Annotated in this window: 20 protein-coding genes and 1 tRNA gene; 12 read left to right on the top strand and 9 right to left on the bottom strand. The window is 70.7% G+C overall.

Translation table 11 applies throughout. From position 1 onward, the window contains the following. Positions 1-15 precede the first annotated feature (15 nt). Complete coding sequence (locus OG714_RS23675; protein WP_406123833.1) at positions 16-843, top strand: nucleotidyltransferase domain-containing protein; 828 nt, start codon at positions 16-18, stop codon at positions 841-843. On the opposite strand, the gene OG714_RS23680 is transcribed toward OG714_RS23675, so the two are convergent. The 4 genes from OG714_RS23680 to OG714_RS23695 all read right to left on the bottom strand — a co-directional run bounded on the left by OG714_RS23680 (position 840) and on the right by OG714_RS23695 (position 3314). Then, entirely contained in the window at positions 840-1670 is an 831-nt protein-coding gene (locus OG714_RS23680; protein WP_406123834.1) for an MBL fold metallo-hydrolase, read from the bottom strand. The two genes, OG714_RS23675 and OG714_RS23680, sit on opposite strands and share 4 nt — an antisense overlap. A gap of 49 nt (positions 1671-1719) precedes the next feature. Continuing rightward, entirely contained in the window at positions 1720-2595 is an 876-nt protein-coding gene (locus OG714_RS23685) for an NUDIX hydrolase (RefSeq protein WP_406123836.1), read from the bottom strand. A 96-nt stretch (positions 2596-2691) separates the two neighbouring features. Continuing rightward, positions 2692-3159 carry a RidA family protein gene (locus tag OG714_RS23690; RefSeq protein WP_406123838.1) on the bottom strand — a complete coding sequence of 156 codons (468 nt, stop codon included), beginning with the start codon at positions 3157-3159 and terminating at the stop codon, positions 2692-2694. Further along, positions 3156-3314, bottom strand: a complete 159-nt coding sequence (locus OG714_RS23695; protein ID WP_019063748.1) for a DUF4177 domain-containing protein — start codon at positions 3312-3314, stop codon at positions 3156-3158. The genes OG714_RS23690 and OG714_RS23695 overlap by 4 nt, the downstream gene beginning before the upstream one ends. Positions 3315-3409: 95 nt before the next feature. Between OG714_RS23695 and OG714_RS23700 the strand changes: the two genes are divergently transcribed. Then, positions 3410-4387 (top strand): ArsA family ATPase, encoded by a 978-nt coding sequence (locus OG714_RS23700; RefSeq protein WP_406123840.1) that lies wholly within the window; start codon positions 3410-3412, stop codon positions 4385-4387. Beyond that, positions 4384-5778, top strand: a complete 1395-nt coding sequence (locus OG714_RS23705; RefSeq protein WP_406123841.1) for an ArsA family ATPase — start codon at positions 4384-4386, stop codon at positions 5776-5778. Before OG714_RS23700 ends, OG714_RS23705 begins: the two co-directional genes overlap by 4 nt. A 50-nt stretch (positions 5779-5828) precedes the next feature. Here OG714_RS23705 and wblA read toward each other — a convergent pair whose 3' ends face one another. Then, positions 5829-6167: a transcriptional regulator WblA gene (gene wblA / locus OG714_RS23710; protein ID WP_019063745.1), complete on the bottom strand. Its 339-nt coding sequence runs from the start codon at positions 6165-6167 to the stop codon at positions 5829-5831. A gap of 406 nt (positions 6168-6573) precedes the next feature. On the opposite strand from wblA, the gene OG714_RS23715 reads away from it, so the two are divergent. Beyond that, the gene (locus OG714_RS23715) at positions 6574-8850 is read left to right on the top strand and encodes a transglycosylase domain-containing protein (protein ID WP_406123842.1); all 2277 of its coding nucleotides are present in this window, start codon (positions 6574-6576) and stop codon (positions 8848-8850) included. Between the two features lie 140 nt (positions 8851-8990). Here the strand turns inward: OG714_RS23715 and OG714_RS23720 are convergent, their stop codons facing one another. Beyond that, positions 8991-9458 carry a GatB/YqeY domain-containing protein gene (locus tag OG714_RS23720; RefSeq protein ID WP_406123844.1) on the bottom strand — a complete coding sequence of 156 codons (468 nt, stop codon included), beginning with the start codon at positions 9456-9458 and terminating at the stop codon, positions 8991-8993. Between the two features lie 94 nt (positions 9459-9552). Between OG714_RS23720 and OG714_RS23725 the strand changes: the two genes are divergently transcribed. The 3 genes from OG714_RS23725 to OG714_RS23735 all read left to right on the top strand — a co-directional run bounded on the left by OG714_RS23725 (position 9553) and on the right by OG714_RS23735 (position 11822). Continuing rightward, entirely contained in the window at positions 9553-10479 is a 927-nt protein-coding gene (locus OG714_RS23725) for a metallophosphoesterase (RefSeq protein WP_406123846.1), read from the top strand. A gap of 435 nt (positions 10480-10914) precedes the next feature. Further along, positions 10915-11694, top strand: a complete 780-nt coding sequence (locus tag OG714_RS23730) for a Pr6Pr family membrane protein (protein ID WP_406123848.1) — start codon at positions 10915-10917, stop codon at positions 11692-11694. Between the two features lie 54 nt (positions 11695-11748). Further along, positions 11749-11822 (top strand) — tRNA-Pro (locus OG714_RS23735). Between the two features lie 82 nt (positions 11823-11904). On the opposite strand, the gene OG714_RS23740 is transcribed toward OG714_RS23735, so the two are convergent. Beyond that, positions 11905-12684, bottom strand: coding sequence for a DUF4232 domain-containing protein (locus tag OG714_RS23740; protein WP_406123850.1), 780 nt, complete (start codon positions 12682-12684; stop codon positions 11905-11907). Between the two features lie 203 nt (positions 12685-12887). Between OG714_RS23740 and OG714_RS23745 the strand changes: the two genes are divergently transcribed. The 4 genes from OG714_RS23745 to OG714_RS23760 all read left to right on the top strand — a co-directional run bounded on the left by OG714_RS23745 (position 12888) and on the right by OG714_RS23760 (position 16530). Beyond that, positions 12888-14366: a helix-turn-helix domain-containing protein gene (locus OG714_RS23745; RefSeq protein ID WP_406123852.1), complete on the top strand. Its 1479-nt coding sequence runs from the start codon at positions 12888-12890 to the stop codon at positions 14364-14366. A 184-nt stretch (positions 14367-14550) separates the two neighbouring features. Beyond that, positions 14551-14976, top strand: coding sequence for an STAS domain-containing protein (locus tag OG714_RS23750; protein WP_406123853.1), 426 nt, complete (start codon positions 14551-14553; stop codon positions 14974-14976). A gap of 64 nt (positions 14977-15040) precedes the next feature. After that, positions 15041-15787, top strand: coding sequence for an ANTAR domain-containing protein (locus OG714_RS23755; protein ID WP_406131920.1), 747 nt, complete (start codon positions 15041-15043; stop codon positions 15785-15787). After that, on the top strand, positions 15784-16530 hold the full coding sequence (locus OG714_RS23760) for a GAF domain-containing protein (protein WP_406123855.1): 747 nt from the start codon (positions 15784-15786) through the stop codon (positions 16528-16530). The genes OG714_RS23755 and OG714_RS23760 overlap by 4 nt, the downstream gene beginning before the upstream one ends. Positions 16531-16556: 26 nt before the next feature. On the opposite strand, the gene OG714_RS23765 is transcribed toward OG714_RS23760, so the two are convergent. After that, positions 16557-17561, bottom strand: a complete 1005-nt coding sequence (locus tag OG714_RS23765) for an acyl-CoA desaturase (protein ID WP_406123857.1) — start codon at positions 17559-17561, stop codon at positions 16557-16559. A gap of 282 nt (positions 17562-17843) precedes the next feature. On the opposite strand from OG714_RS23765, the gene OG714_RS23770 reads away from it, so the two are divergent. Beyond that, positions 17844-18203: a hypothetical protein gene (locus OG714_RS23770; protein WP_406123859.1), complete on the top strand. Its 360-nt coding sequence runs from the start codon at positions 17844-17846 to the stop codon at positions 18201-18203. Here OG714_RS23770 and OG714_RS23775 read toward each other — a convergent pair. After that, on the bottom strand, positions 18178-23004 hold the full coding sequence (locus tag OG714_RS23775; protein WP_406123861.1) for a DNA repair ATPase: 4827 nt from the start codon (positions 23002-23004) through the stop codon (positions 18178-18180). The two genes, OG714_RS23770 and OG714_RS23775, sit on opposite strands and share 26 nt — an antisense overlap. Positions 23005-23030: the final 26 nt, after the last annotated feature.

The following is a 23030-nucleotide window of genomic DNA, read 5'->3' on the forward strand; positions in this document are numbered from 1 at the left end:
CGGCACAGTGCTCCCATGGCCGGAACCGTTCACCGCAGAGGGCTCGACGCCCAGGGACACATCGAGCGCGAGGGCTCCCTGGGCCGTATCCCGCGCGCCTTTCGGCCGGTCGTCGCCACCGCGCGGGACCGGCTGATCGACGTCTACGGGGGACGCCTCAACAGCGCGTACCTCTACGGGTCGATCCCGCGCGGCACCGCGCGCGTGGGGCGCAGCGATCTGGACCTGCTCGTGGTGACGCGCCGGGAGCCGACCGAGGAGGACCGGGACGCGGCCCGGAGCCTCGGCGAGGCGCTCGACAAGGAGTTCCCGGAGATCGACGGGGTCGGCACGCTCCTGTACGGCCGGGCACGGCTGCTGAGCGAGCCGGAGACGTACGACCTGGGATGGTTCGTGGCGTGCCTGTGCACACCGCTGCTCGGGGAGGACCTCGCCGAGGACCTGCCCCGCTACCGTCCCGACGCGCTCCTCGCCCGGGAGACGAACGGCGACCTGGCCCGGCTGCTCCCCCGCTGGCGCGAACGCGTCGCCGCCGCCGGGGACACGGACGAGGCCCGTAGACCCCTGGTCCGCTTCATGTCCCGGCATCTCGTCCGCACCGGCTTCACGCTCGTGATGCCCCGCTGGAACGGCTGGACCAGCGACCTGCGGGAGATGGCCGAGGCGTTCGCGGAGTACTACCCGGAGCGTTCGCAGGACCTGCGCAAGGCGGCGGAGTTGGGCTACGAGCCGACGGGCGACGCGGGCGTCCTGCGGTCGTACCTCGACGATCTGGGCCCGTGGCTGGCCGCCGAGTACGCGCGCGTGCACGGCATCAAGGCGCCCCGCCCGGACATCGCCTAGATCAGGCCGTGTTCCTTGAGGTAGTCCAACTGGGCCCGTACGGACAGCTCCGCCGCCGGCCACAGGGAGCGGTCGACGTCCGCGTACACGTGGGCGACGACCTCGGCCGGGCTCCGGAGACCGTTCTCGACGGCCGTCTCGATCTGGGCGAGCCGGTGGGCGCGGTGGGCGAGATAGAACTCGACGGCACCCTGGGCGTCCTCCAGGACGGGCCCGTGGCCCGGCAGGACGGTGTGGACGCCGTCGTCGACCGTGAGGGACCGCAGCCGCCGCAGCGAGTCCAGGTAGTCCCCCAGGCGGCCGTCAGGATGGGCCACGACGGTCGTACCGCGCCCCAGGACGGTGTCCCCGGTCAGGACGGCCTGATCGGCCGGGAGATGGAAGCACAGGGAGTCCCCGGTGTGCCCGGGCGTCGACACGACGACCAGCTCCAGCCCGCCGACCCGGATCACGTTCCCGGCGGCGAGCCCCTCGTCCCCGAGCCGCAGCGCCGGATCCAGCGCGCGCACCTTCGTGTCCGTCAACTCGGCGAACCGAACGGCACCTTCGGCGTGGTCGGGGTGCCCGTGCGTCAACAGGGTCAGCGCGACGCGTTTCCCCGCCTTCTCGGCGGTGTCGACGACATTCCGAAGATGTCCCTCGTCCAACGGCCCCGGATCGATCACCACCGCCAACTCGGAGTCCGGCTCCGCGACGATCCACGTGTTCGTCCCGTCCAGCGTCATCGCGGACGCGTTGGGCGCGAGCACGTTGACGGCACGGGCGGTGGCGGGGCCGGTGAGAACTCCGCCGCGTGGCTGGCCGGGGAGGGCGGCTGCGTCGGTCATGCGGGGGCGCCTTCCTTGGGGGTGGCGGAGGTGCCGCTCGGTGGGGTGGTCATGCGGGCGCCCCACCCGTGGGGATGCGCTTCGTGAACTCCTCGTGGCCCGGCCAGGACAGGACGACCTCGTCGGCCTCCAGGCGGGCCCGGGCGAGGACGGGCGTCAGATCGCGCTCCGGGGCCGCCGCCAGCGCCTCGGCCGCACTGCCGTACGGGATCAGTCCGCGCAGGGTCGCGATGGTGGGCGGCATCATCGTCAGATCGCCCTTGTCGTACGACGACGCCGCCTCGCCCGGGGCGATCCACACCGTGCGGTCGGCCTCCGTGGAGGCGTTGCGGGTGCGCTGGCCCTCCGGGAGGACGGCGACGAAGAACCAGGTGTCGTAGCGGCGGGTCTCGAACTCCGGGGTGATCCAGCGGGCCCACGCGCCCAGCAGGTCGGAGCGCAGGACCAGGCCGCGGCGGTCGAGGAACTCCGCGAAGGACAGGTCACGGGCGACCAGGGCGGCGCGGTCGGTCTCCCAGCCGGCGCCCGTGGTGTCGCCGACCACGGAGTCGGGGGTCGGTCCGGCGAGCAGGACGCCCGCCTCCTCGTACGTCTCCCGTACGGCCGCGCACACGATCGCTTGGGCCGCCGTCTCGTCGACGCCCAGCCGGTTCGCCCACCACGCGCGCGTGGGGCCCGCCCAGCGGACGTGGTGGTCGTCGTCGCGCGGATCGACACCGCCGCCCGGGTACGCGTACGCGCCCCCGGCGAAGGCCATGGAGGCGCGTCTGCGCAGCATGTGGACGGCGGGTCCGGTGTCGGGTCCGGTGTCCCTGAGGAGCATCACCGTGGCCGCCCTCCGGGGCACCACCGGCGTGAGCCGGCCCTCCGCGAGCGCCCGGATGCGCTCGGGCCACTCCGCCGGGTACCACTGACCGTTCGCCATGGGCGGAGGCTATCCCGTAGTGCGCGGATGTTCGAGAGGCAACCACACGTGCCCCTGGACAGCGATTACGCCCGATCGCGCACTCCGGGACAGCGACTACGCCTGCGTCAGCTCCACCTGGATCTCGACCTCGACCGGCGAGTCCAGCGGCAGTACGGCCACGCCGACCGCGCTCCGCGCGTGCACGCCCTTGTCCCCGAGGACCTCGGCGAGCAGCTCGCTGGCGCCGTTGATCACGCCGGGCTGGCCGGTGAAGTCGGAGGCCGAGGCGACGAAGCCGACGACCTTCACCACGCGCGCGACGCGGTCCAGGTCGCCGGTCACGGACTTGACGGCGGCGAGGGCGTTCAGCGCGCAGGTTCGGGCCAGTTCCTTGGCCTCCTCGGCGGTGACCTCAGCGCCCACCTTGCCGGTGACGGGGAGCTTGCCGTCCACCATGGGCAGTTGGCCCGAGGTGTAGACGTAGACACCGCTCTGCACGGCGGGCTGGTACGCGGCGAGCGGCGGGACGACCGCCGGCAGGGTCAGACCGAGCTCGGCCAGCCGGGCGTCGACGGCGCTCATGCCTTCTCCCGCTTGAGGTAGGCCACCAGTTGCTCGGGGTTGTTCGGCCCGGGCACGACCTGGACGAGCTCCCAGCCGTCCTCGCCCCAGGTGTCCAGAATCTGCTTCGTGGCGTGGACGAGCAGCGGCACAGTCGAGTATTCCCACTTGGTCATGCGGCCGACTTTAGCCGCTGCGAACCGGCCGTCAGTGGTCGCGTTATCCACAGCCTCCCGCTTGGTTCGGGCGCGGACTGGTTAGGCTCGAAGGCGTGAGCAGGCTCCAGGTCGTCAGTGGCAAGGGCGGTACCGGCAAGACCACGGTGGCCGCAGCCCTCGCGCTGGCCCTGGCCACCGAGGGGAAGCGGACGCTTCTCGTCGAGGTCGAGGGTCGCCAGGGCATCGCGCAGCTCTTCGAGACGGAGACGCTGCCCTATGAGGAGCGGAAAATCGCCGTCGCTCCCGGGGGCGGGGAGGTGTACGCCCTGGCCATCGACCCCGAACTGGCCCTTCTGGACTACCTCCAGATGTTCTACAAACTCGGCGGCGCGGGCCGCGCCCTGAAGAAACTCGGCGCGATCGACTTCGCCACCACGGTCGCACCCGGCCTCCGGGACGTCCTCCTGACCGGCAAGGCCTGCGAGGCCGTACGCCGCAAGGAGAAGAGCGGACGGTTCGCCTACGACTACGTCGTCATGGACGCGCCGCCGACGGGCCGCATCACCCGCTTCCTCAACGTCAACGACGAGGTCGCCGGGCTCGCGAAGATCGGCCCGATACACAATCAGGCGCAGGCGGTGATGCGGGTGCTGAAGTCCCCGGAGACGGCCGTGCACCTGGTGACGCTCCTTGAGGAGATGCCCGTCCAGGAGACCGCGGACGGCATCGCCGAACTGCGGGCGGCGCGGCTGCCGGTGGGCCGGATCATCGTGAACATGGTGCGCCCCGAGGTGCTGGACGCGACCGACCTCGATCTCGTACGGGCCGTGCCGCGCACCGCGGTGGCCCAGGCGCTGTCCGCCGCGGGCCTCGGCGGGGCCCGGCGCGGCGGCAACGCCGAGAAGCTGGTGGACCCGCTGCTCGCGCAGGCCGAGGAGTACGCCGAGCGGTACGCGCTGGAACACGACCAGCGGGCCGTACTCGGCGAGCAGGGCCTGCCGTTGCACGAACTGCCGTTGCTCGCCGAGGGCATGGACCTCGCGGGCCTGTACGAACTCGCCACCGAGCTGCGGAAGCAGGGGATGTCATGAGTCCGGACCCGGCCCGCGCACAGGACACCGCCGACGGCTCCCGCTCCCATCACATCTCCCACGCGCGCGTGCTCGACGTCGATCCACTGATCGACGACCCGGAGACCCGGATCGTGGTGTGCTGCGGCTCGGGCGGGGTCGGCAAGACGACCACCGCGGCGGCGCTCGGGCTGCGGGCCGCGGAGCGGGGGCGCCGGGTCGTCGTCCTCACCATCGACCCGGCCCGGCGGCTCGCCCAGTCCATGGGCATCGACTCGCTGGACAACACCCCGAGGCGCGTGAAGGGCGTCGACGGGAACGGCGAACTGCACGCCATGATGCTCGACATGAAGCGCACCTTCGACGAGATCGTCGAGGCGCACGCGGACCGTGAGCGGGCGGCCGCGATTCTCAACAACCCGTTCTACCAGTCGCTTTCGGCGGGCTTCGCGGGCACGCAGGAGTACATGGCGATGGAGAAGCTGGGCCAGTTGCGCGCCCAGCACGACTGGGACCTGATCGTGGTGGACACCCCGCCGTCCCGCTCGGCGCTCGACTTCCTGGACGCGCCGAAACGTCTCGGCTCGTTCCTGGACGGCAAGCTGATCCGGCTGCTGACCGCGCCGGCGAAGCTCGGCGGCCGGGCCGGGATGAAGTTCCTCAACGTCGGCATGTCGCTGATGACCGGCACGCTCGGCAAGCTGCTCGGCGGTCAACTGCTCAAGGACATCCAGACGTTCATCGCCGCGATGGACACCACCTTCGGCGGGTTCCGCACGCGCGCGGACGCGACGTACAAGCTGCTCCAGGCGCCCGGCACCGCGTTCCTGGTGGTCGCGGCCCCAGAGCGGGACGCGTTGCGCGAGGCCGCGTACTTCGTGGAGCGGCTGGCGGCCGAGGAGATGCCGCTGGCCGGTCTGGTCCTCAACCGGGTCCACGGCAGCGGAGCCGCCCGGCTGTCGGCCGAGCGGGCACTCGCCGCCGCGGAAAATCTTGAGGAGCCCCGCATTGTCGATCAGATGGGCGGGAAAGCTGGACTTCGTAACTCTCCCGACACGTACGGCAGTTCAGAATCTCCCGCTTCCGAGACAGCGGCTCGTGCCGCAGCTCCTGACGAAGGCTCCCCCGCCGACACGGACCAGGAGCGGTCCGCCGCCACGGACGATCAGCCGACCGACGACGAGCGATCCGTGGACCAACTCACCGCAGGCCTGCTCAAGTTGCATGCCGATCGGATGCGGCTGCTCTCACGTGAGCAGCGCACACGTGACCGCTTCACCGCACGCCACCCCGAGGTGGCCGTGGCCGAAGTGGCCGCGCTGCCCGGCGATGTACACGACCTCGCGGGGCTGCGGGACATCGGGAACCGGCTCGCGGCCGGTCGGCCGGAGCTGCCCGAGACGAAGGTCTGACGCGCGCCCCGGGGATCGCCCGGGGTCGATCGGCCCCTACGGGACCGGCGTCAGCCCACCGCCGCGTAGTTCTCGTAGATCTCGTCGTCGTCGAGGGGGATGATGCCGACCCCTCGTTCGTACTCGATACGCGCGGTCTCCAGTAGCCGGCGCCATGAAGTGACAGTGGGCCGCCTGCGCAGCAGTGCGCGGCGCTCCCGCTCCGTCATTCCTCCCCACACGCCGAATTCGACGCGGTTGTCGAGCGCATCGGCGAGGCACTCCGTGCGTACCGGACATCCGGTGCACACTGCCTTCGCCCTGTTCTGCGCTGCTCCTTGAACGAACAGTTCATCCGGATCGGTAGTGCGGCAGGCCGCCTGCGCACTCCAGTCGGTAACCCAGCCCATACCGGCGCCGTCCTCTCCCGAATCGAGGCTCCCCCACGGCGGCAGCGGCATATTCACCGCCGCCAGTTGAGGACGTTACGGAAGGCGGGCACAGCGCAACACCCCCTTCGGGCCCAATCTTGAATGGCCCGAACGGACTATGGGTAAGCGGCAGATCACCCGGGGGAGTGAGCTGGCGACATGCGTGACTTTCCCGGCAAAGCGGGACGGTTGACATGCGCCACAAGGGGCACCAGGTGACACAGGAGGCGGATTCGGACACGCCCCCGACAAAAACTGGGGAACGACCGGAACGATTCGGGGTCGCCGGACGTATTGATACGTGACCGCTCTGCTGTGACAGTTGAGTGCAGCTTAGGCCAAGGCCTATACACGTGTCCGGCGAATGAGAACGTAGGCTGCCCCCATGCCAAAAAAGCGCTCGGGTGGTGGTCTGTCCCCCATGCAGCAGGCCGCCAAGTTCCTCGGTGTCAGTGTGCTCGCCGGTGCCGTCATGGCCGGGATCGCGATGCCCGCCGCCGGCGCGCTGGGACTCGCCGCCAAGGGGTCGGTCCAGGGATTCGACGACATCCCGGACAGTCTGAAGAGCCCTCAGCTGAGCCAGCGCACCACGATCCTGGACAGCAAGGGCAACCAGTTGGCCTCGGTCTACTCCCGTGACCGCACGGTGGTGGAGCTCAAGGACATCGCGCCGTACATGCAGAAGGCGATCGTCGCGATCGAGGACTCGCGCTTCTACCAGCACGGCGCGATCGACCTCAAGGGCGTCCTGCGCGCCCTCAACAAGAACGCGCAGAGCGGCGGGGTGTCCGAGGGCGCCTCGACCCTCACGCAGCAGCTGGTGAAGAACTACTTCGTCGAGGAGGCCGGTGACGACCCGACGAAGGTCGCGCAGGCCACCCAGCAGACGCTCGGCCGCAAGGTCAAGGAACTGAAGTACGCGATCCAGATCGAAGAGAAGCTCGGCAAGAAGAAGATCCTTGAGAACTACCTCAACATCACCTTCTTCGGCGAGCAGGCCTACGGCGTCGAGGCCGCGTCCGAGCGCTACTTCTCCAAGCACGCCAAGGACCTGAACCTCCAGCAGTCGGCACTCCTCGCGGGCATCGTCCAGTCGCCCACGCGCTACGACCCGATCAACGACGAGGCCGAGGCCAAGAAGCGGCGCAACACCGTCCTGGCCCGCATGGCCGAGGTCGGCGACATCTCCAAGGCGGAGGCCCTGGCGGCCGAGAAGACCGACCTCGGCCTGAAGGTCAGCCAGCCGAAGAACGGCTGCATCACCGCGGTCAAGGGCGCCAGCTTCTTCTGCAAGTACGTCGAGAACGTCTTCCTGAGCGACCCGGTCTTCGGCAAGACCAAGGAGGCCCGGGCGAAGATCTGGAACCAGGGCGGCCTGACGATCCGTACGACGCTGGACCCGCAGGCGCAGGCCTCGGTGCAGGCCTCGCTCAAGGACCACATCTACAAGTCGGACTCGGTCGCCGCGGCGGCCACGCTCGTCCAGCCCGGCACCGGCAAGATCCTCGGCATGGGCCAGTCGAGGCCGTACGGCTACGGCAAGAACGAGACGGAGTACAACTACTCGGTCAACGCCGACATGGGCGGCTCGAACTTCGGCTTCCCGACCGGTTCGACGTTCAAGCCGTTCGTCGCCGCGGCCGCGCTGGAGCAGGGCCTGCCGGCCACCCAGCAGTACCCGGCGCCGTACTCGATGGACTACCCGAGCCCCGTCTCGACCTGTAGCGGCAAGAACTGGGTCAACACCGGCGGCGCGACGGTGGAGAACGAGAGCGAGTCGGAGAAGGGTCCGTACGCGCTGAAGGAGGCGATGGCCAAGTCGGTCAACACCTACTTCGTGCAGATGATCTCCGACATCGGTCTGTGCCCCGTGGTGAACATGACCAGCAAGCTCGGGGTCGTGCAGGGCAACGGCGACAAGATCCCCGAGGTCCCGGCCATCGCGCTCGGCTCCAAGGGCCTCTCGCCGCTGACGATGGCCTCCGCGTACGCGGCCTTCGCCAACGAGGGCACGTACTGCACCCCGATCGCCATCGAGTCCATCACCCAGAAGGTGGGCAACGAGCAGAAGTCGCTCGCCGTCCCCAAGTCCACCTGCTCGCGGGCGATGAGCAAGAAGACCGCCGACACGATCAACACCGTGCTGCGTGGCGTGGTCGACTCCGGCACCGGCCAGGAGGCCGGCCTCACCGACCGCGAGAGCGCCGGTAAGACGGGTACGACGGACGCGCGCAAGAACGCCTGGTTCGTCGGCTACACCCCGAACCTGGCCGGCGCGGTCTGGGTCGGCAGCCCCAAGCAGAACGTCGAGATGACCAACATCCGCATCGGCGGCGTCTGGCACACCGAGGTCTACGGCGCCGACACCCCCGGCCCGATCTGGAAGGACGCCATGTCCGGCGCCCTGGAGGGCAAGCAGGCCGAGAACTTCCAGCTCGTCAACATCCCCGACCCCGTCAAGAAGGACAAGGGCAACGACGGCGGCAAGAACAACGACAACGGGGGCAACGACAACGGCGGCCTGACCACCGACGGCGGCACCACCGGCACGACCGACGGCGGCACCACCCCGACCCCGACGTTCTCCCTCCCCGACGGCTTCATCCAGGGCAACGACAACGGCGGCAACAACGGCAACGGGAACGGCGGCAACAGGGGCTAGCACCCCGGCTGTCGGCAGTCCTTCCGCTTCTTCGTCTACGACGACGGGGGCGCCCCTTGTGGAAAGGGGCGCCCCCGTCGTCGTAGACGCACGTCTGCCGTTGTCGCGCGGCAGGCGGCAGGCGGCAGGCGGCTCAGCCGTCAGCCGGCGAGGAGCTTCTTCACCACGGCGGCGACGCGGCCGCCCTCGGCGAGGCCGGCGACCTTCGGGTTCACGATCTTCATGACGGCGCCCATGGCGCGCGGGCCCTCGGCACCGGCCGCCTTGGCCTCCTTGACGGCCTGGGAGACGATCGCGGTCAGCTCCTCGTCGCCGAGCTGCTTGGGCAGGTACTCGGCGAGGATCTCGCCCTCCGCCTTCTCCTGCGCGGCCGACTCGGGGCGACCGCCCTGCGCGAAGGCGTCCGCGGCCTCGCGGCGCTTCTTCGCCTCCTTGTTGATCACCTTGAGGACCTCGTCGTCGGAGAGTTCGCGCTTCTCCTTGCCGGCGACCTCCTCCTTGGTGATCGCGGCGAGCGTCAGCCGGAGCGTGGAGGAGCGCAGCTTGTCCTGCGCCTTGATCGCGGTGTTGAGGTCTTCCTGCAGCTTCGACTTGAGCGTGGTGGTCATGGGTTTGATTCTCGCAGGTGCGCAACCGGCTCCGCCCGCCGATTTACCGGGCACTGGCGGACGGGGTGTCAGTGGGGTCTGACACGATGGCGGTATGCGCGCGCGATATGGAGTACCCCTGGGAATTGCGGCGGCCGGCGCCGCCGGTGTCGTCTACGCGGCGGCCTTCGAGGTCCGCTCCTTCCGCCTGCGCCGGGTCACGGTCCCGGTGCTGCCGGCCGGCATGCGCCCGCTCAGAGTCCTCCAGGTCTCCGACATCCACATGGTCGGCAGCCAGCGCAAGAAGCAGCGCTGGCTGCGCTCGCTGGCGGGCCTGCGCCCCGACTTCGTGATCAACACCGGCGACAACCTCTCCGACCCGGAGGCCATCCCGGAGGTCCTGGACGCGCTCGGCCCGCTGATGGACTTCCCGGGCGCGTACGTCTTCGGCTCGAACGACTACTACGGCCCCCGACCCCGCAATCCCGCCCGGTACTTGTTCGAGAAGACCGCGGGCCGCCACGGGCTGAACGGCAACCCGCCCGTCGTAGGAGCCATCCACAACCCGTGGGAGGACCTGCGGGACGGTTTCGACGCGGCGGGCTGGCTGAACCTGACGAACACCCGGGGGACGCTGAAACTCGAAGGCGCGTCGGTGGAGTTGACCGGCGTGGACGACCCCCACATCAAGCGTGACCGCTACGCGCGCGTGGCCGGCGGCCCGTCCGACGACGCCGACTTCTCGATGGCCGTGGTGCACGCGCCGTACCTGCGGGTACTGGACGCGTTCGCGGCGGACGGCTATCCCCTGATCCTCGGCGGCCACACCCACGGCGGCCAGCTCTGCATCCCCTTCTACGGCGCGTTGGTCACCAACTGCGACCTGGACACGGACCGGGTGAAGGGGCTGTCCCGGCACTCGGCGGAGGGGCGGACGTCGTATCTGCATGTGTCGGCGGGGTGCGGGACGAATCGCTACACGCCGGTGCGGTTCGCCTGTCCGCCGGAGGCGACGTTGTTGACGTTGGTGGGGCGGGAGTAGGTAGCCGGTAGTAGGTGGGGGTGCCCTCGGGGGCCGTAGTTGGAGGTTTCCGGGGGCGGGGGACGGTAGTTGGAGGTTAAGGGGGGGGCGGGACCGGGGCAGGGTGGGGAATGCCCGGGGCGCGGGGGTAACGGCAGTGCTGGGGAGCGCGGCTGGGGAGTACCGGCGGAGGGTCGGTGCAGGGGGCGGCCTAAGGCGTGGGGGCGGTGCAGGGGGCTTGAGGCGTGGGGGGGGCCAAGGCGCAGGAGGCCGAGGCGTGGGGGACCCGAGGCGTGGGGGACCCGAGGCGTGGGGGTTAGTAAGGAGTTCCGGGGAACGGGTGCAGGGAAGTATCGGGGACTGGCGCGGGGTGCCTCGTGGGGTCGCGGTCAGTGAAGTTACCTCGTCCAGCCCACCCGTATCGCCCGATTCGTCCCCGCTGCCTAGCGTGAGGGCATGACCGCCCCGATACCCAGGGACATCCCGGACCTCCCCGCGGTACCCGGCATGCCCGCACTGTTCGCCTCACCCGTTCCCGCCACCGCGGTGGTGGCCCCCTACCGCCGTCCGCTGACGGCGGCGTACCGACTGCTGGTCGCGTTGGTGGCGGCAGCGGCGGTGACCGTCGACCTGTTCCTCGGCAGCCCGATCCGGGTGCTGACCTACTTCACGATCCAGAGCAACATCCTGCTGGCCCTGGTCATGATCGTCACGGCCCGCCGAGCCTGGACGGCCCGCCGCCCCCTCTCCCCCCTGGTCACCGGCGCGGCACTGCTCTACATCACGATCACCGGCCTGGTGTACCACCTGGTCCTGGCGCACGCGTCGAGCCCGTTCGCGATGACGGGCGGAACCCTCAGCGGCTGGCAGGCGGTGACGAACCAAGTCCTGCACACGGTGATTCCGATCGCGGCGGTGATCGACTGGCTGCTGCTGACCGCCCCCGGCCGGCTGCACCTGCGGATGGCGGCGACGTGGCTGCTCTACCCGATGACGTACCTCGCGGTGTCATTGGGCCGGGGCGAGCTGATCCTCCCCGGCACACCGGGCCGCTATCTCTACGCCTTCCTGGACGTCGAACGGCACGGTTACAAGAGCGTCCTGGGCAACGCCCTCCTCCTCGGCCTCGCCTTCTACGCCCTCTCCGTCCTCCTCGTGGCCCTCGACCACGCCCGCCCCAACCCGATCCGCCACCGCGCCAAAACCGGATTTCGTCTCCGGCCACCGGTGGGCTAAAGTAAACGACGTCGCCACGGTGAGCAGCAGCTCGGGCAAGACAAGTGGCGACATCGGGGTGTAGCGCAGCTTGGCAGCGCGCTTCGTTCGGGACGAAGAGGTCGTGGGTTCAAATCCCGCCACCCCGACAGACAGGTAGTAATCCAGAGGGCCGGTACTGATCCCAGTACCGGCCCTCTGGCGTTCTCGGCGTCCCCCCGTCCCCGGCGCTCAGTACGTCAGCGCGTCCTGCGCGTCCGACAGCCAGTAGGTCACCTTCAGCGAGTCGTCCACGTACACACCCTTCGCAGGGAGAGCCGGCGTCGCTGCCGGGCTGATGCTGTTGTTGTTGCGGTCGAAGAAGTAGACGGAGAGGGACTTGGCGGTGCGGCCGTTGGTGCCGGTGCCGTTGTCGCCGTTGGAGAGGGCTACGCCGGCGTAGCCCGACTGGCCCGGGGTCAGGGTGGTCACCGCCTGGGGCTGGGAGTCCTTCATCACCGGCGGTACGGACTGGGCGTCGTCGAAGTTGACGGCCGGGTAGTAGTAGAGGTCGCAGGTCTTGGAACCCGTGTTGGTGACGGTGAGCAGCATGTGGTTGATGGGGCGTGTGACCGTCTGGGCGGTCACCTTGGTGTTGGCGCCGTTGCACGGGACGCTGCTCGCGGAGGTGCCCGAGCCAGTACCAGAACCCGAACCCGAGCCAGTACCAGAACCCGAACCCGAACCCGCGGCGGAACCTGAGCCGGAGCTCGATCCCGAACCCGAACCCGATCCCCCGCTCGTCTTGTTGCCGCCCGTCGAAGAACCGCCCGACGTGGAACCCGTCGAACCCCCCGTCTTCGTCGCCGCCGGTGCCGGCGTAGCCACCGTGGAGGAAGTCGGCGTGGCCGCGCCCTCGTCCTGTATTCCCAACCTGTCGTTGCAGGCCGTGAGGGAGAGCGCGGCGAGTGCGACGGTGGCCGCGGCGAAGAGGCGGGTGCGGGGACGGGGACGGGCGGTGAACGCGGACATGGTGGTGGTCCCTTTCGGAAAGGCGGGAAGTGGCCCGACGCCCAACCGGTCGGCGGGCGGCGTGCTTTGATGACCGCAGCCTGTGCCGCCTTCCGTCCCACCCGCTACGACAGCCGGGATCTACGGGAACCTGGAACGTTCGCACCGGCTCTTACCTGGGGGAACAGTGACTCCCTGGAACGCTCGACTGGAATGGGGGCAGGGTGGCAGGGCCTGAGGAGACCGCCGATTTCGCGGCGCTGATACGGGAGTTCAAGGACCGGTCGGGGCTGAGCTACGGCGTTCTCGCCAAGCGGCTGCACATGAGTACGTCGACGTTGCACCGGTACTGCAACGGCGATGCCGTCCCCACGGAGTACGCCCCCGTGGAGCGGTTCGCCCGGCTCTGCAAGGCGACCCCGGACGAGCTCGTCGAGGCCCACCGCCGGTGGATCCTGGCCGACGGGGCACGCCAGCGCGAGCGGAAGGCTGCCGCCGGGACAGGTACAGGGGCAGGGGCCGGGGCCGGGACTGGCGCCGGGGTAGGCGCGGGGACAGGGACAGCGGCGGCTCCGGGGCCGAGCGCGAGCACCGGCGCCCCCGCTTCCACCGCCCCCTCCATTCCCACTCCCCCTAGTCCCACCACTCCCACCGGTACCGGTACCGAACCGATCACCACACCCACCCCCGCCTCCACTCCCACGCCCGAAGCAACCCACCCCGACATAACCCACCCCAAGACAGCCGAGCCCCCCAACCCCAACCCCGCCCCCCACAACACCAATCGCACCCCCCGCCGCACCACCCTCCTCGCAGCCGCCGCCGTAGCCGTAGTCCTCGCCGCCACCGCACTCGTCCCCCGTCTCGTATCCGGCGACGGCGACGGCAGCGGTGACCGGAAGCAGGAAGCCGGCTCCGTGACCTCCGCCGAACACGGCGCCCCCTCCGCCTCCTCGAAGTCGGGGGCGAAGGCGAAGTCGGCCTCCTCGCCCTCCTCCTCCGCCTCGCCCTCCACCAGCGCGAGCTCCTCCGAGGCCGCCACGGCGAAGGCCGGTGTGTCCGCCGCCCCGGGCGGCAAGGCCGATGTGGCCGCGGGCGTTCCGCTGACGGTGACCTCGCGGCCGTATGCCTGGGAGAGTCCGTGCAGTCAGACCTATCTGGTCGACGAGGACGCGGCGAAGGTGCCGCCGCCTCCCACCGAGCAGGACGCTCCCAGCTGGGTGAGTGCGCTGGGGGCGGTCTCCGCGGACAGTCAGTATCTGGAGCTCACTGTTCAGGGCACCGGGCAGGAGACCGTCGTACTCCAGTCCCTGAACGTGCGGGTGGTGCAGAGCGGAGCGCCGCTCGCCTGGAACGCGTACGCCATGGGGTATGTGGGGGTCGGTTGCGGTGGCGGGGTGCCCACGCACTCCTTCGACGTCGGGCTGGACGCGATCCGGCCGGTGGCCTCGCCGAAGGCCGGGCAGACGGGGCTGCCGTACAAGGTGAGCGAGAGTGATCCCGAGGTCCTGTACATCACGGCCGCCGCGGCGTCGCACGATGTGCGCTGGTATCTGGAGCTGGCGTGGACCAGCGGGACCCGCAAGGGCGTGCTGCGCATCGACGACCAGGGGAAGCCGTTCCACACCAGCGGGATGAGCGGGCGGCCGCGCTACGGCTATTCGCTGGACGACAGCGAGTGGATACCGCATCAGGGCGACTGAGGTGAGCACAAGGCCGAAACCGGTACCCATTAGCCGGAAACGGCTCCCGGCACATCCCTTCCCGGCAGTACGCTCGTCGTACGGCAGCCCAGGACCCCGGCCCTCTCCGTGCAGTCACGTTCCGCGCAACAGAGGCCCTGCGCAAGAAGGCGAAAGCCACTCTCTTACAGGGGAGATGGGGCACATGGGCCCGCATCCTGATCTGTTCGACGAACCAGGCGGACAACCGAACGGCCAACGGGATGGACAGCCAGACGGCCAACCGGACGGACTACGAGTGGTCCGGGCCTGCGATGAGCTCGATCTGACGACCGTGCCGGCCTTCGCACAGCAGCTCAAGGAGGCCCGGCACGGCACGGGACGGCTCTTCCTCGTCGTCGATCTGCTCGACGTGACCTTCATGGACGGCAGTGTTCTGGACCCGTTGTGCGCGGCCTGGGAGGAGTGTCGTGAGCGGCTCGGGTGGCTGCGCGTCGTGCACTCCCGGCCAGGGCCGTTACTCGTGTTCAGGGCCGCCGGTCTGGTGGAGCGGTTCCCGCGGTACGCGAGCGTTCAGGACGCCTGGAAGGGCGTGCTCGCCGACCGCGCTCTGGAGCGCCGGGCCACGTAGGGTACGGCAGACGTCGGCCGGTGCCTCATCTCGAAGCGCCCCGGCGGCCGCGGAACGGAGCTTGGTGATCAGCGACGGCATGGCCGAAGTCCTGCGGTCGCTACGCCTCGGTGAGGGCGGCGATCCCGCGCAGGCCTGCGCCCGGGCGCTGGGTGCCGAGGGCGTCGCCCTGTCGCTGCTGGTCGGCGCCGACCGCACGGCCGAGCCGCTGTGGTGCCACCCCGAACTGAGCGCCCGCTTCGAGGAGCTCCAGTTCACCCTGGGCGAGGGCCCAGGCCCGGAGGCCGTCCACACTGGCTCGCCCGTGCTGGAGCCGGACCTGGACCGGGTGCGCCCGGAGCGGTGGCCGGTGCTGCTGCCGGCCGCGCGTGACATGGGCGTCCAGGGCGTGTGCGGGTTCCCGCTGGGCATCGGCGCGATCCGGGTCGGTGTCCTGACCGTGCTGTGCGACGGGGACAGACGGATCGACGAGCAGCAGTACGCCGACGCCACCGCCCTGACGGCCGCCCTGACCGGCGCGTTCCTGAACGGAAACGGGCACGTAAACGGAACCGCGTCCGGGCAGGGCAGGATTCCGGCGTGGCCGACCGGGCTGAACCGCCCCGTGGTGCACCAGGCCACCGGCATGATCAGTGTCCAGCTGGGCGTGCCCATCCAGGAGGCCCTGCTGCGCCTGCGGGCCCACGCCTACGGCAGTGAACGCCCCCTGGGAGAGGTCGCCGCGGATGTGGTCGCCCGACGGCTGCGCTTCGGCGACGAATTGGACGACGATATGAGCGGGCCGTATTCGCCCGACAGTGGAAAGGGATGATCGCCATGGCCCGCGAACGACGTCTGGCCGAGATCTTCGTGGAGGTCGCGGACTCCCTGGTCGAGGACTTCGACGTCATCGACCTGCTGCACCGGCTGTCCGCGCGCTGCGTCGAGCTGCTCGACGTGTCGGCGGCCGGCATCCTGCTCGTCGACGCGCACGGCGAGCTGCAGATCATCGCCGCCTCGGACGAGCACACCCGGCTGCTGGAACTGCTCGCGCTCCAGCACGACCAGGGCCCGTGCGTCGAGTGCTACCGCACCGGCGCCGCCCGCACCAACATCGACCTGACCCGGGCGGAGGTGACCGCGGCCTGGCCGCGCTTCGCGGCGCAGGCCCGCGAGACGGGGTACGTGGCCACGCACGCCATTCCGCTCCGGCTGCGCAACCGGGTCGTCGGCGCGCTCAACCTGTTCCAGACCACCGCGCACCGCCTCGGCGACGACGACATCGCGCTCGCCCAGGCCCTCGCCGACGTGGCGACCATCGCGGTGCTCCAGCAGCGCACGCTGGAGCAGTCGCACGTCGAGAACAGCCAGTTGCAGACCGCGCTGACCAGCCGCATCCTCGTCGAGCAGGTCAAGGGTGTGCTGGCGGAGCGCTGGAACACGTCCGTCGACGACGCCTTCACGGCCTTCCGGTCCTACGCCCGTGCCCGCCATCTGCGCCTGTCGGATCTCGCGGTGCAGATCATCGCGGGCGACTTCGACACCCGGACCATCCCGGCACCGCAGCAGTCGTAACCGGTCGTAGCCGCTCGTGGCCGGGGTCAGGTGCGGCGGGCGGCGACCCGGTCCGGGGACGGCCAGCGGACGTCGTAGACCCAACCGGCGCGCTCCATCAGGCGGATGACGGCGGCCGACGGGTCGATCTGGCCGCGGTCGACGCCGTGCCGGGCGCTGGTGGGGTCGGCGTGGTGGAGGTTGTGCCAGCTCTCGCCGAAGGAGAGCAGGGCGAGCGGCCACAGGTTGGTGGCGCGGTCGTGGCGCCGGGTGCGGAAGGGGCGCTCACCGATCATGTGGCAGAGCGAGTTGACGCTCCAGGTGACGTGGTGGAGCAGTGCGATACGCACAAGTCCCGCCCACAGCAGGCCTGTTGCGCCGTACAGCCAGCTGCCGCCGATCGCCCAGCCGAGGCCGAACGGCAGCGCGAGGGTGAGCAGGCACAGCAGCGGGAAGGCGCGGGAGACGGCCCGGATGTCGGGGTCGGCGACGAGGTCGGGGGCGTAACGCTCGGGCGGTGTCTGCTCGTTGCGGAAGAGCCAGCCGACATGGGCGTCGAACAGTCCGTGCAACTGGCCGCGCAGATGGGTGCCGTAGCGGTATGGCGAGTGCGGGTCGCCGGGCCGGTCGGTGAAGGCGTGGTGGCGGCGGTGGGTGGCGACCCAGCCGATGACGTCGCCCTGGAAGCTCATCGACCCGGCCACCGCGAGCGCGACGCGCACGGGACGGACCGCGCGGTACGAGCCGTGGGTGAGCCCGCGGTGGAAGCCGACCGTGACGCCGAGGCCGGTGACCGTGTAGAGGACGGCCGCGAGCACGACGTCGACGGGGTGGATCAGCCGTCCCCACAGCAGCCAGCCGGCCAGGCCGAGCCCCACGAACGGCAGGACGACGATCGCCGCCGTGACCCCGACGTAGATCCGGTCCCCGCTGTCCCGGACGGGCGCCGGGCCCTCGTCCGGCGGGAAGGGGGAGGTGCCGTCGTAGGGCGGGGGCGGCGGGTCGGTGCCCGCCGGGATCCCCGTCGACGACGGGGTGGAGATGATGGACATGCCGGGACTCCTCGGCCTCGCTGCGGATGGCGCGGCCGGGGTCACGGGCTGCCCCTGTGAAGGGAAACACGAGGACACGGCGCCGGAGCGGGACATCGGCGCGCGAAGGCCTCGGTCCTTCCACGGTACTCCGGCACACGCCGGAACGGGTCGGCCGGGAGCGCGTGACCGCCGCGTTGACACGAACCGTCGCCGCACGTTGACTGGCAGCACGGCGCAGGGCAGTGGCCGGTGCACGGACGATCCCAATAACGCCTTCGGGCGGGACGGAAGCGACTCCCGATGATGTACGACCAGACACGCGCCCAACAACCCGCGGGCCAGAACCGCACCCCCTCCGAACGCCGCACCCCGGGCCCGGAGCCGCTGCTCCCGTCGAGCGAGCGGGACAAGGTCCTCCAGCGGCTGCGACACGCCCTCAACACCTTCGCCGACACCCCGCGCGACGCCCTGGCGGAGGCGGAGAGCGCCTACGACGAGGCCACCGCCAAGCTCGTCGCCGCCCTCGCGGCGCGCCGCGAACTCCTCCGCGCCGGCTGGGCGGACCAGGACCCCGAGTCCCCCTCCGAGTCCGAGTCCGAGGAGTTCCGCAACGCTCTGCGGCAGTACCGCGAACTCACCCAGCGGCTCCTTCAGTTGTAGCCGACGCCCGTGTGATCGCCGACTCCACCGCTCGGACCCGCTCGGCCAGCACCCCGAGAGCCGCCACCGCGTGGCTCAACGGGTCGCCCTCCTCGATGCCCCGCGACCGCACGTACGCCGCCTTCAACTCACCCCAGCGCAAAGCCTGTTCGGCGGTCAGGGTGCCGCGCAGCTCCCCCAGTCGCAGCAGGTTCGCCTCGGCTCCGGTCCCCAGGGTCTGCGCCTCGGCGGTGTAGTGGTCGTCCAACAGGGCGGACAGTTCGGGTGAGTTCATCACCGGCTCGACGCGCTGGGCGATGCGGTTCATGCTGCGATACGACCCCTGGAGCCGGAACGGCGGTTCCGTGCGGGCCGCGTCCGCCGTCGCCGCCGACGCCATGTACGCGGAGTTGACCGCGAGCACGGTGTCGCGGGCGGTGATGAGGTGCCTCAACACCCCAACGATCCGGGCCAGTTCGGCGGGGTCGCAGGCGTAGGACAGCCGGTCCGCGCGGGCGGTCGCGTCGCCCTCCGCGAGGCGGATCAGCAGGTCCAGGTCGGCCCGGTCGCGGCCGGCCAGCGGGGCGAGGACCGGGTTGGCGGTCAGCGCGTTCTCCAGGAAACTCAGCGCGAACACCGCCTCCTTGCCGGTCAGTACGTCGCCGAGGTTCCAGACGTCGGCGCGGTTCGCCAGCATGTCGGGCACCCGGAAACGCCCGCCCGACTCCGTGTAGGGGTTACCGGTCATGCAGACGGCGAACCGTTTCCCCCGTAGGTCGTATGTACGCGGTACGCCCTCCCACACGCCCTCCACCCGCCGCGTCGCATCGCACAACGGGATGAATTTCTGGAGGAGTTCGGGCGAGGTGTGCTGGATGTCGTCGAGGTGGAGCAGCACGTTGTTGCCGGCCGCGAGCGCGAAGTTGACCTTCTCCACCTCCTGCCGGGCGGTCGCGTTCGGTGCCTCGGCCGGGTCGAGGGAGGTGACCCCGTGCCCGAGGGCGGGCCCGCTGACCTTGACCAGCACCAGCCCGAGCCGGTCGGCGACGTACTCCATGAGGGTCGTCTTGCCGTACCCCGGCGGCGAGATGAGCAGCAGCAGGCCACTCGTGTCGGTCCGCCGTCCCTCCCCCGTCGTACCGATCTGCCGCGCCAGGCTGTCGCCGACCAGCGGGAGATACACCTCGTCGACCAGTCGGCCCCGCACGAAGGACGACAGCACGCGCGGCCGGTACTCGTCGAGGCGCAGCCTGTCGCGTTCCGCCGCCACGAGTGCCGTACGGCGCCGCTGGTAGGCGCGATGGCCGGGGACGTCCGACGCCCTGAACTCCCGTGTCCGGGCGAGGAGTTCATCGACCCGGAGCGACAACGACCCCGCCTCGATCCGCGGATGCGTGCCCAGCAGCCCCCCGACCGTCTCCGTCAGCCGCGCGTCCGACTCGTAGCGCCGTACGTCCGGGCAGAGTTCGGCGGCCACCGCCTCCGCGAGGTCCCCCGGGTCGGCCTCCGTGCCGGACGCCGTCGTGTACGCCGTCAGCCAGGCCTCCACCAACTGGCGACGGGCGGCCAGGTCGTCGACGGCGAGCACATCGTCGTCGTAGGCCGGACTCCCCACCGTGCGGCGGAACTTGTCGAGGAGGGTGCGGGCCGCCGCGCTGATCACGAAGCCCTCGGGGCCGGTGGTCAGTTCGTCGAAGAGATACGCGGCGGCGGGCTCGCCGGTCCGCCCGGCCAGTTCCGTCAGGAAGTCGGCGACGGCCGGGGTCGGCCCGAAGGTGTCGCGGGCCCGCGCGAGCGAGCACGCCCGGCGCGTCCAGCTCGCGCGCTCCTCCTCGCTCGTGCCGTGCGTCCAGAACAGCAACGCCCGTGCCCGGGCGCCCGGTTCGTGCCGCAGCAGACCCGCGCCCTCGTACCGGCGGAGCAGGGCGGCCAGGATCGCGGTCGCGTCGTGGTCGTGCACGCCGCGTTCGTAGCCTTCGTCGTACGACTCCTGCGCGGCCCGGCGGACCAGGGCGGCGAGGTCGGGTTCCTGGGCGAGGGCCTGGGCGCCGTGTTCGTCGAGGAGGCGGGCGACGAGGTGTTCGGCGCGGTAGACCCGCGGTGACTCGGAGGGCAGCGGGCGGTCCCAGAACCTGCGGGTGGCCGCGAACTCCGGGTCGGTGACCGGGTTTCGGTAGTCCGTGCCGGTGAGGGCGAAGGCGAGACCGTCACCGGCTGGGACCAGGGTGAGGTCGAGGGGCTCGGTGTTCACGGCGAAACGGTGGCGGCCCAGGCGGAGGGTCCGGCCGCCGTCCGTGTAGAGGTCGGTGCGGTCGCGCAGGGCGCGGGCCGCCTCCTCGCGGGCCGCCGCGAGCCGGCCGGTCAGCTCCTCCGCCCTCACCTGGTCACCCAGGTCCCGCAGTTGGGCTGCCGTACGGCGGATCTTCGTCACCATCGGGTCGGAGGCGAAGTACGTGCTGACCGCGTCGGCGTCGGCGAGCGTGGCCGCCCGGCGCCCCACCGTCTCCAGGACCCGGGTCGCCGAGGCCGCCAACTGCTCGGCCCTGCGGGCGCGTTCGTCGGCCAGGGTCTGTTTGCGGGCGGAGAAGGTCTCGTAGATCTCGGTGCGTCTGCCGGTCAGTTCGGCGAGGAAGTCGTCGAAGTCCGTGAAGCGGGCTTCCAGGTTCTCCAACTGCACCAGCAGCCGGGCGAGTTGGGTGTCGCAGGCCTCCGGTGTCGCCGCGTCCGCGAGCGCTCCCGTCACCGACTGGCCCAGCAGCGCGAACTCGGCCGCGAACTCCGCCCGGCCCTCCCGGTCCTGAAGCTCCCTGCGCCGGGCGTCCAGCGTGGCACGGGCCCGGTTGACCCCGCCCAGCACCTCGGCGATCCGCTCCAGGATCGACGTACGGACCGTGGCGTCACCGATGTCGAGCCCGGCGATCACCTCGGTCACCGTCCGCAGCCCGTCGGTGAGTTCGTCGAGCCGGGCGGCCACGGGCGCCGACTCGGCGACCTTGGCCAGCTCCCCCGCCTCCGTGATCAGCTCACCGATCAGCTGATGGTGCCCGGTGAACGCGTCCTCGCGCGCCAGGTACGCGACCGCCCGCTGCCCGAACGCCCCGAGCTCCGCCTCCACCCCGGCCGCCGACTCGTCGATCCGCGCGGTGTCCGCGTACCGCATCTCCTTCAACGTCAGCAAGTGCCCCTGCGCACGCCGGAGTTCGGACAGCCCGGCGACCCACCCCGCCGCGTCCCGGGGCGCCTCGCCCCGCAGCCGTCGTACGAGCCCGGTGAGCCGGTCCGTGGCCTCGGCAAGGGCGTCGGCCGCGCGGGCGGTGAGGGTCCGGACGGTCTCGAACTCGGCCAGGACCTGTTCCGCCGTGACCCGGACGTCCTCCAACGGGCCCAGCAGATCACCGAGTTCGGCGTCCCCGAGCCAGTGGTACGAGTCCGCCGCCCGGACACACGCGCCGACCAGCGCCTCGTACACCTCCGCCGTGGGTTCCATCCCGGCCACCGCACCCGCGAGGGACAGACAGTCGGAGATCCCGCGCACGAGATCGGCGTTCCCGATGCGGAACAGCGGCCCGGAACCGACGAGTTGATCGGCGGCATAAGTGTCGGAGACGAACGGGGTGCGCCAGGTCCGCACCGGATGAACGCGAGCCGCCTCCCCCTCACCGCCCCCGCGCAGCACCATCAGCACACCGTCGTCGAAGAGCGCCCACCCCTGACAGGACAGCGGGTTGGCGACCTCCTTGCGGATCATGTTGTACGGCAGCAGGAGGCTCCGCCCCGGCACCCGCGCCCGGTACGCGAACAGCACGTCCTCACCGTTGGGCGAGCGCACCACCCGCTCCAACTCCAGCCCGGCGGTGTCCACTTCGAAGGTCTTCCACACCCCCGTGGCCAGGCAGTACCCGCCCGGGAACACGATCCCCTGCTCCTCGGGAAGCCGCTGACACGACAGCCCGATCCCGTCGAGCCGTACGACTCCCTTGGTCAGTGTGTTGAAGACCAGATGGCGGTGGACGTCCTCCTTGTAAGGGCGGACGTCGATGAGCACCAGCGCACCCACCCGCGCATACGCGATCTCCGCGTCGGCCGCCGACTGCAGGGGCTCGTCCACCGGTTCGGAGTAAATCCCCTCCCCCGTCTCGGTGTTGTCCTCCACCTTGACGGTGAGAGTCCCGCCCACCGTGTCGACGTACAGCCCGTCCTGGATCCGGACGTGCGGATGCCGGCCGGGGACGAGGTCCTCGCGGGTCGTCGCCGTCCAGTCGACGTCGTACGGCGGCGGGAAGACGTGGTCGCGTTCGCCGTGCGCGTCCAGGAAGGTCGCCGACCGGCCGTCGTCCGCGAGTGCCCAGCGCAGCACCCGGATGTCGTCGGCCTTCTCACCGGTGCGGAAGACGGCCAGCAACTTGCCGTCCACACGCCGGAGTTGAAGCAGCCGGGCCTGACGGTAGTACCGGTGCAGGGCGCCGAACTCCCGCACGAAGTCCGGGTCGTCGAGGAGTCCGGGTACGGCGTCCTCGGGCAGCCGGCGCAGGTCGTGGCGGTCGTGCAGGGCGAGGACGTCGGCCACCGTCGTCTCCCGGGTGACACCGAGGGAGACCTGCCGGCCGAAGAGCAGCGTGTCTCCTACGGCGACGAGGTCGCGCGGCGCCGCTGGGTGGTCGGTGTCGAGGCGTTCGGTGCCGGTGAGTTCGAGGCGGGTGGAACCGAACTCCTCGGTGCGGCGGGCGTTGAGCGTCTCGGCGCGGCGGGCGAGTTCGGCTGCCTGTGCGGCGAGACGGTCGCGCAGGACCTCGTAGGTGCCGGTGTCCAGGCCGGTGGTCATGGGTCCCTCTCGGATTCTCAGGGGGT

It is taken from the genome of Streptomyces sp. NBC_00989 (genome assembly GCF_045162655.1).
GTDB lineage: Bacteria > Actinomycetota > Actinomycetes > Streptomycetales > Streptomycetaceae > Streptomyces.

What these genes read in the sequence shown, in the direction of transcription:
- OG714_RS23675 (WP_406123833.1), top strand. Translation starts at nt 16, where the DNA reads ATGGCCGGAACCGTTCACCGCAGAGGGCTCGACGCCCAGGGACACATC.
- OG714_RS23680 (WP_406123834.1), bottom strand. Translation starts at nt 1,670, where the DNA reads ATGACCGACGCAGCCGCCCTCCCCGGCCAGCCACGCGGCGGAGTTCTC.
- OG714_RS23685 (WP_406123836.1), bottom strand. Translation starts at nt 2,595, where the DNA reads ATGGCGAACGGTCAGTGGTACCCGGCGGAGTGGCCCGAGCGCATCCGG.
- OG714_RS23690 (WP_406123838.1), bottom strand. Translation starts at nt 3,159, where the DNA reads ATGAGCGCCGTCGACGCCCGGCTGGCCGAGCTCGGTCTGACCCTGCCG.
- OG714_RS23695 (WP_019063748.1), bottom strand. Translation starts at nt 3,314, where the DNA reads ATGACCAAGTGGGAATACTCGACTGTGCCGCTGCTCGTCCACGCCACG.
- OG714_RS23705 (WP_406123841.1), top strand. Translation starts at nt 4,384, where the DNA reads ATGAGTCCGGACCCGGCCCGCGCACAGGACACCGCCGACGGCTCCCGC.
- wblA (WP_019063745.1), bottom strand. Translation starts at nt 6,167, where the DNA reads ATGGGCTGGGTTACCGACTGGAGTGCGCAGGCGGCCTGCCGCACTACC.
- OG714_RS23715 (WP_406123842.1), top strand. Translation starts at nt 6,574, where the DNA reads ATGCCAAAAAAGCGCTCGGGTGGTGGTCTGTCCCCCATGCAGCAGGCC.
- OG714_RS23720 (WP_406123844.1), bottom strand. Translation starts at nt 9,458, where the DNA reads ATGACCACCACGCTCAAGTCGAAGCTGCAGGAAGACCTCAACACCGCG.
- OG714_RS23725 (WP_406123846.1), top strand. Translation starts at nt 9,553, where the DNA reads ATGCGCGCGCGATATGGAGTACCCCTGGGAATTGCGGCGGCCGGCGCC.
- OG714_RS23730 (WP_406123848.1), top strand. Translation starts at nt 10,915, where the DNA reads ATGACCGCCCCGATACCCAGGGACATCCCGGACCTCCCCGCGGTACCC.
- OG714_RS23740 (WP_406123850.1), bottom strand. Translation starts at nt 12,684, where the DNA reads ATGTCCGCGTTCACCGCCCGTCCCCGTCCCCGCACCCGCCTCTTCGCC.
- OG714_RS23750 (WP_406123853.1), top strand. Translation starts at nt 14,551, where the DNA reads ATGGGCCCGCATCCTGATCTGTTCGACGAACCAGGCGGACAACCGAAC.
- OG714_RS23760 (WP_406123855.1), top strand. Translation starts at nt 15,784, where the DNA reads ATGATCGCCATGGCCCGCGAACGACGTCTGGCCGAGATCTTCGTGGAG.
- OG714_RS23765 (WP_406123857.1), bottom strand. Translation starts at nt 17,561, where the DNA reads ATGTCCATCATCTCCACCCCGTCGTCGACGGGGATCCCGGCGGGCACC.
- OG714_RS23770 (WP_406123859.1), top strand. Translation starts at nt 17,844, where the DNA reads ATGATGTACGACCAGACACGCGCCCAACAACCCGCGGGCCAGAACCGC.
- OG714_RS23775 (WP_406123861.1), bottom strand. Translation starts at nt 23,004, where the DNA reads ATGACCACCGGCCTGGACACCGGCACCTACGAGGTCCTGCGCGACCGT.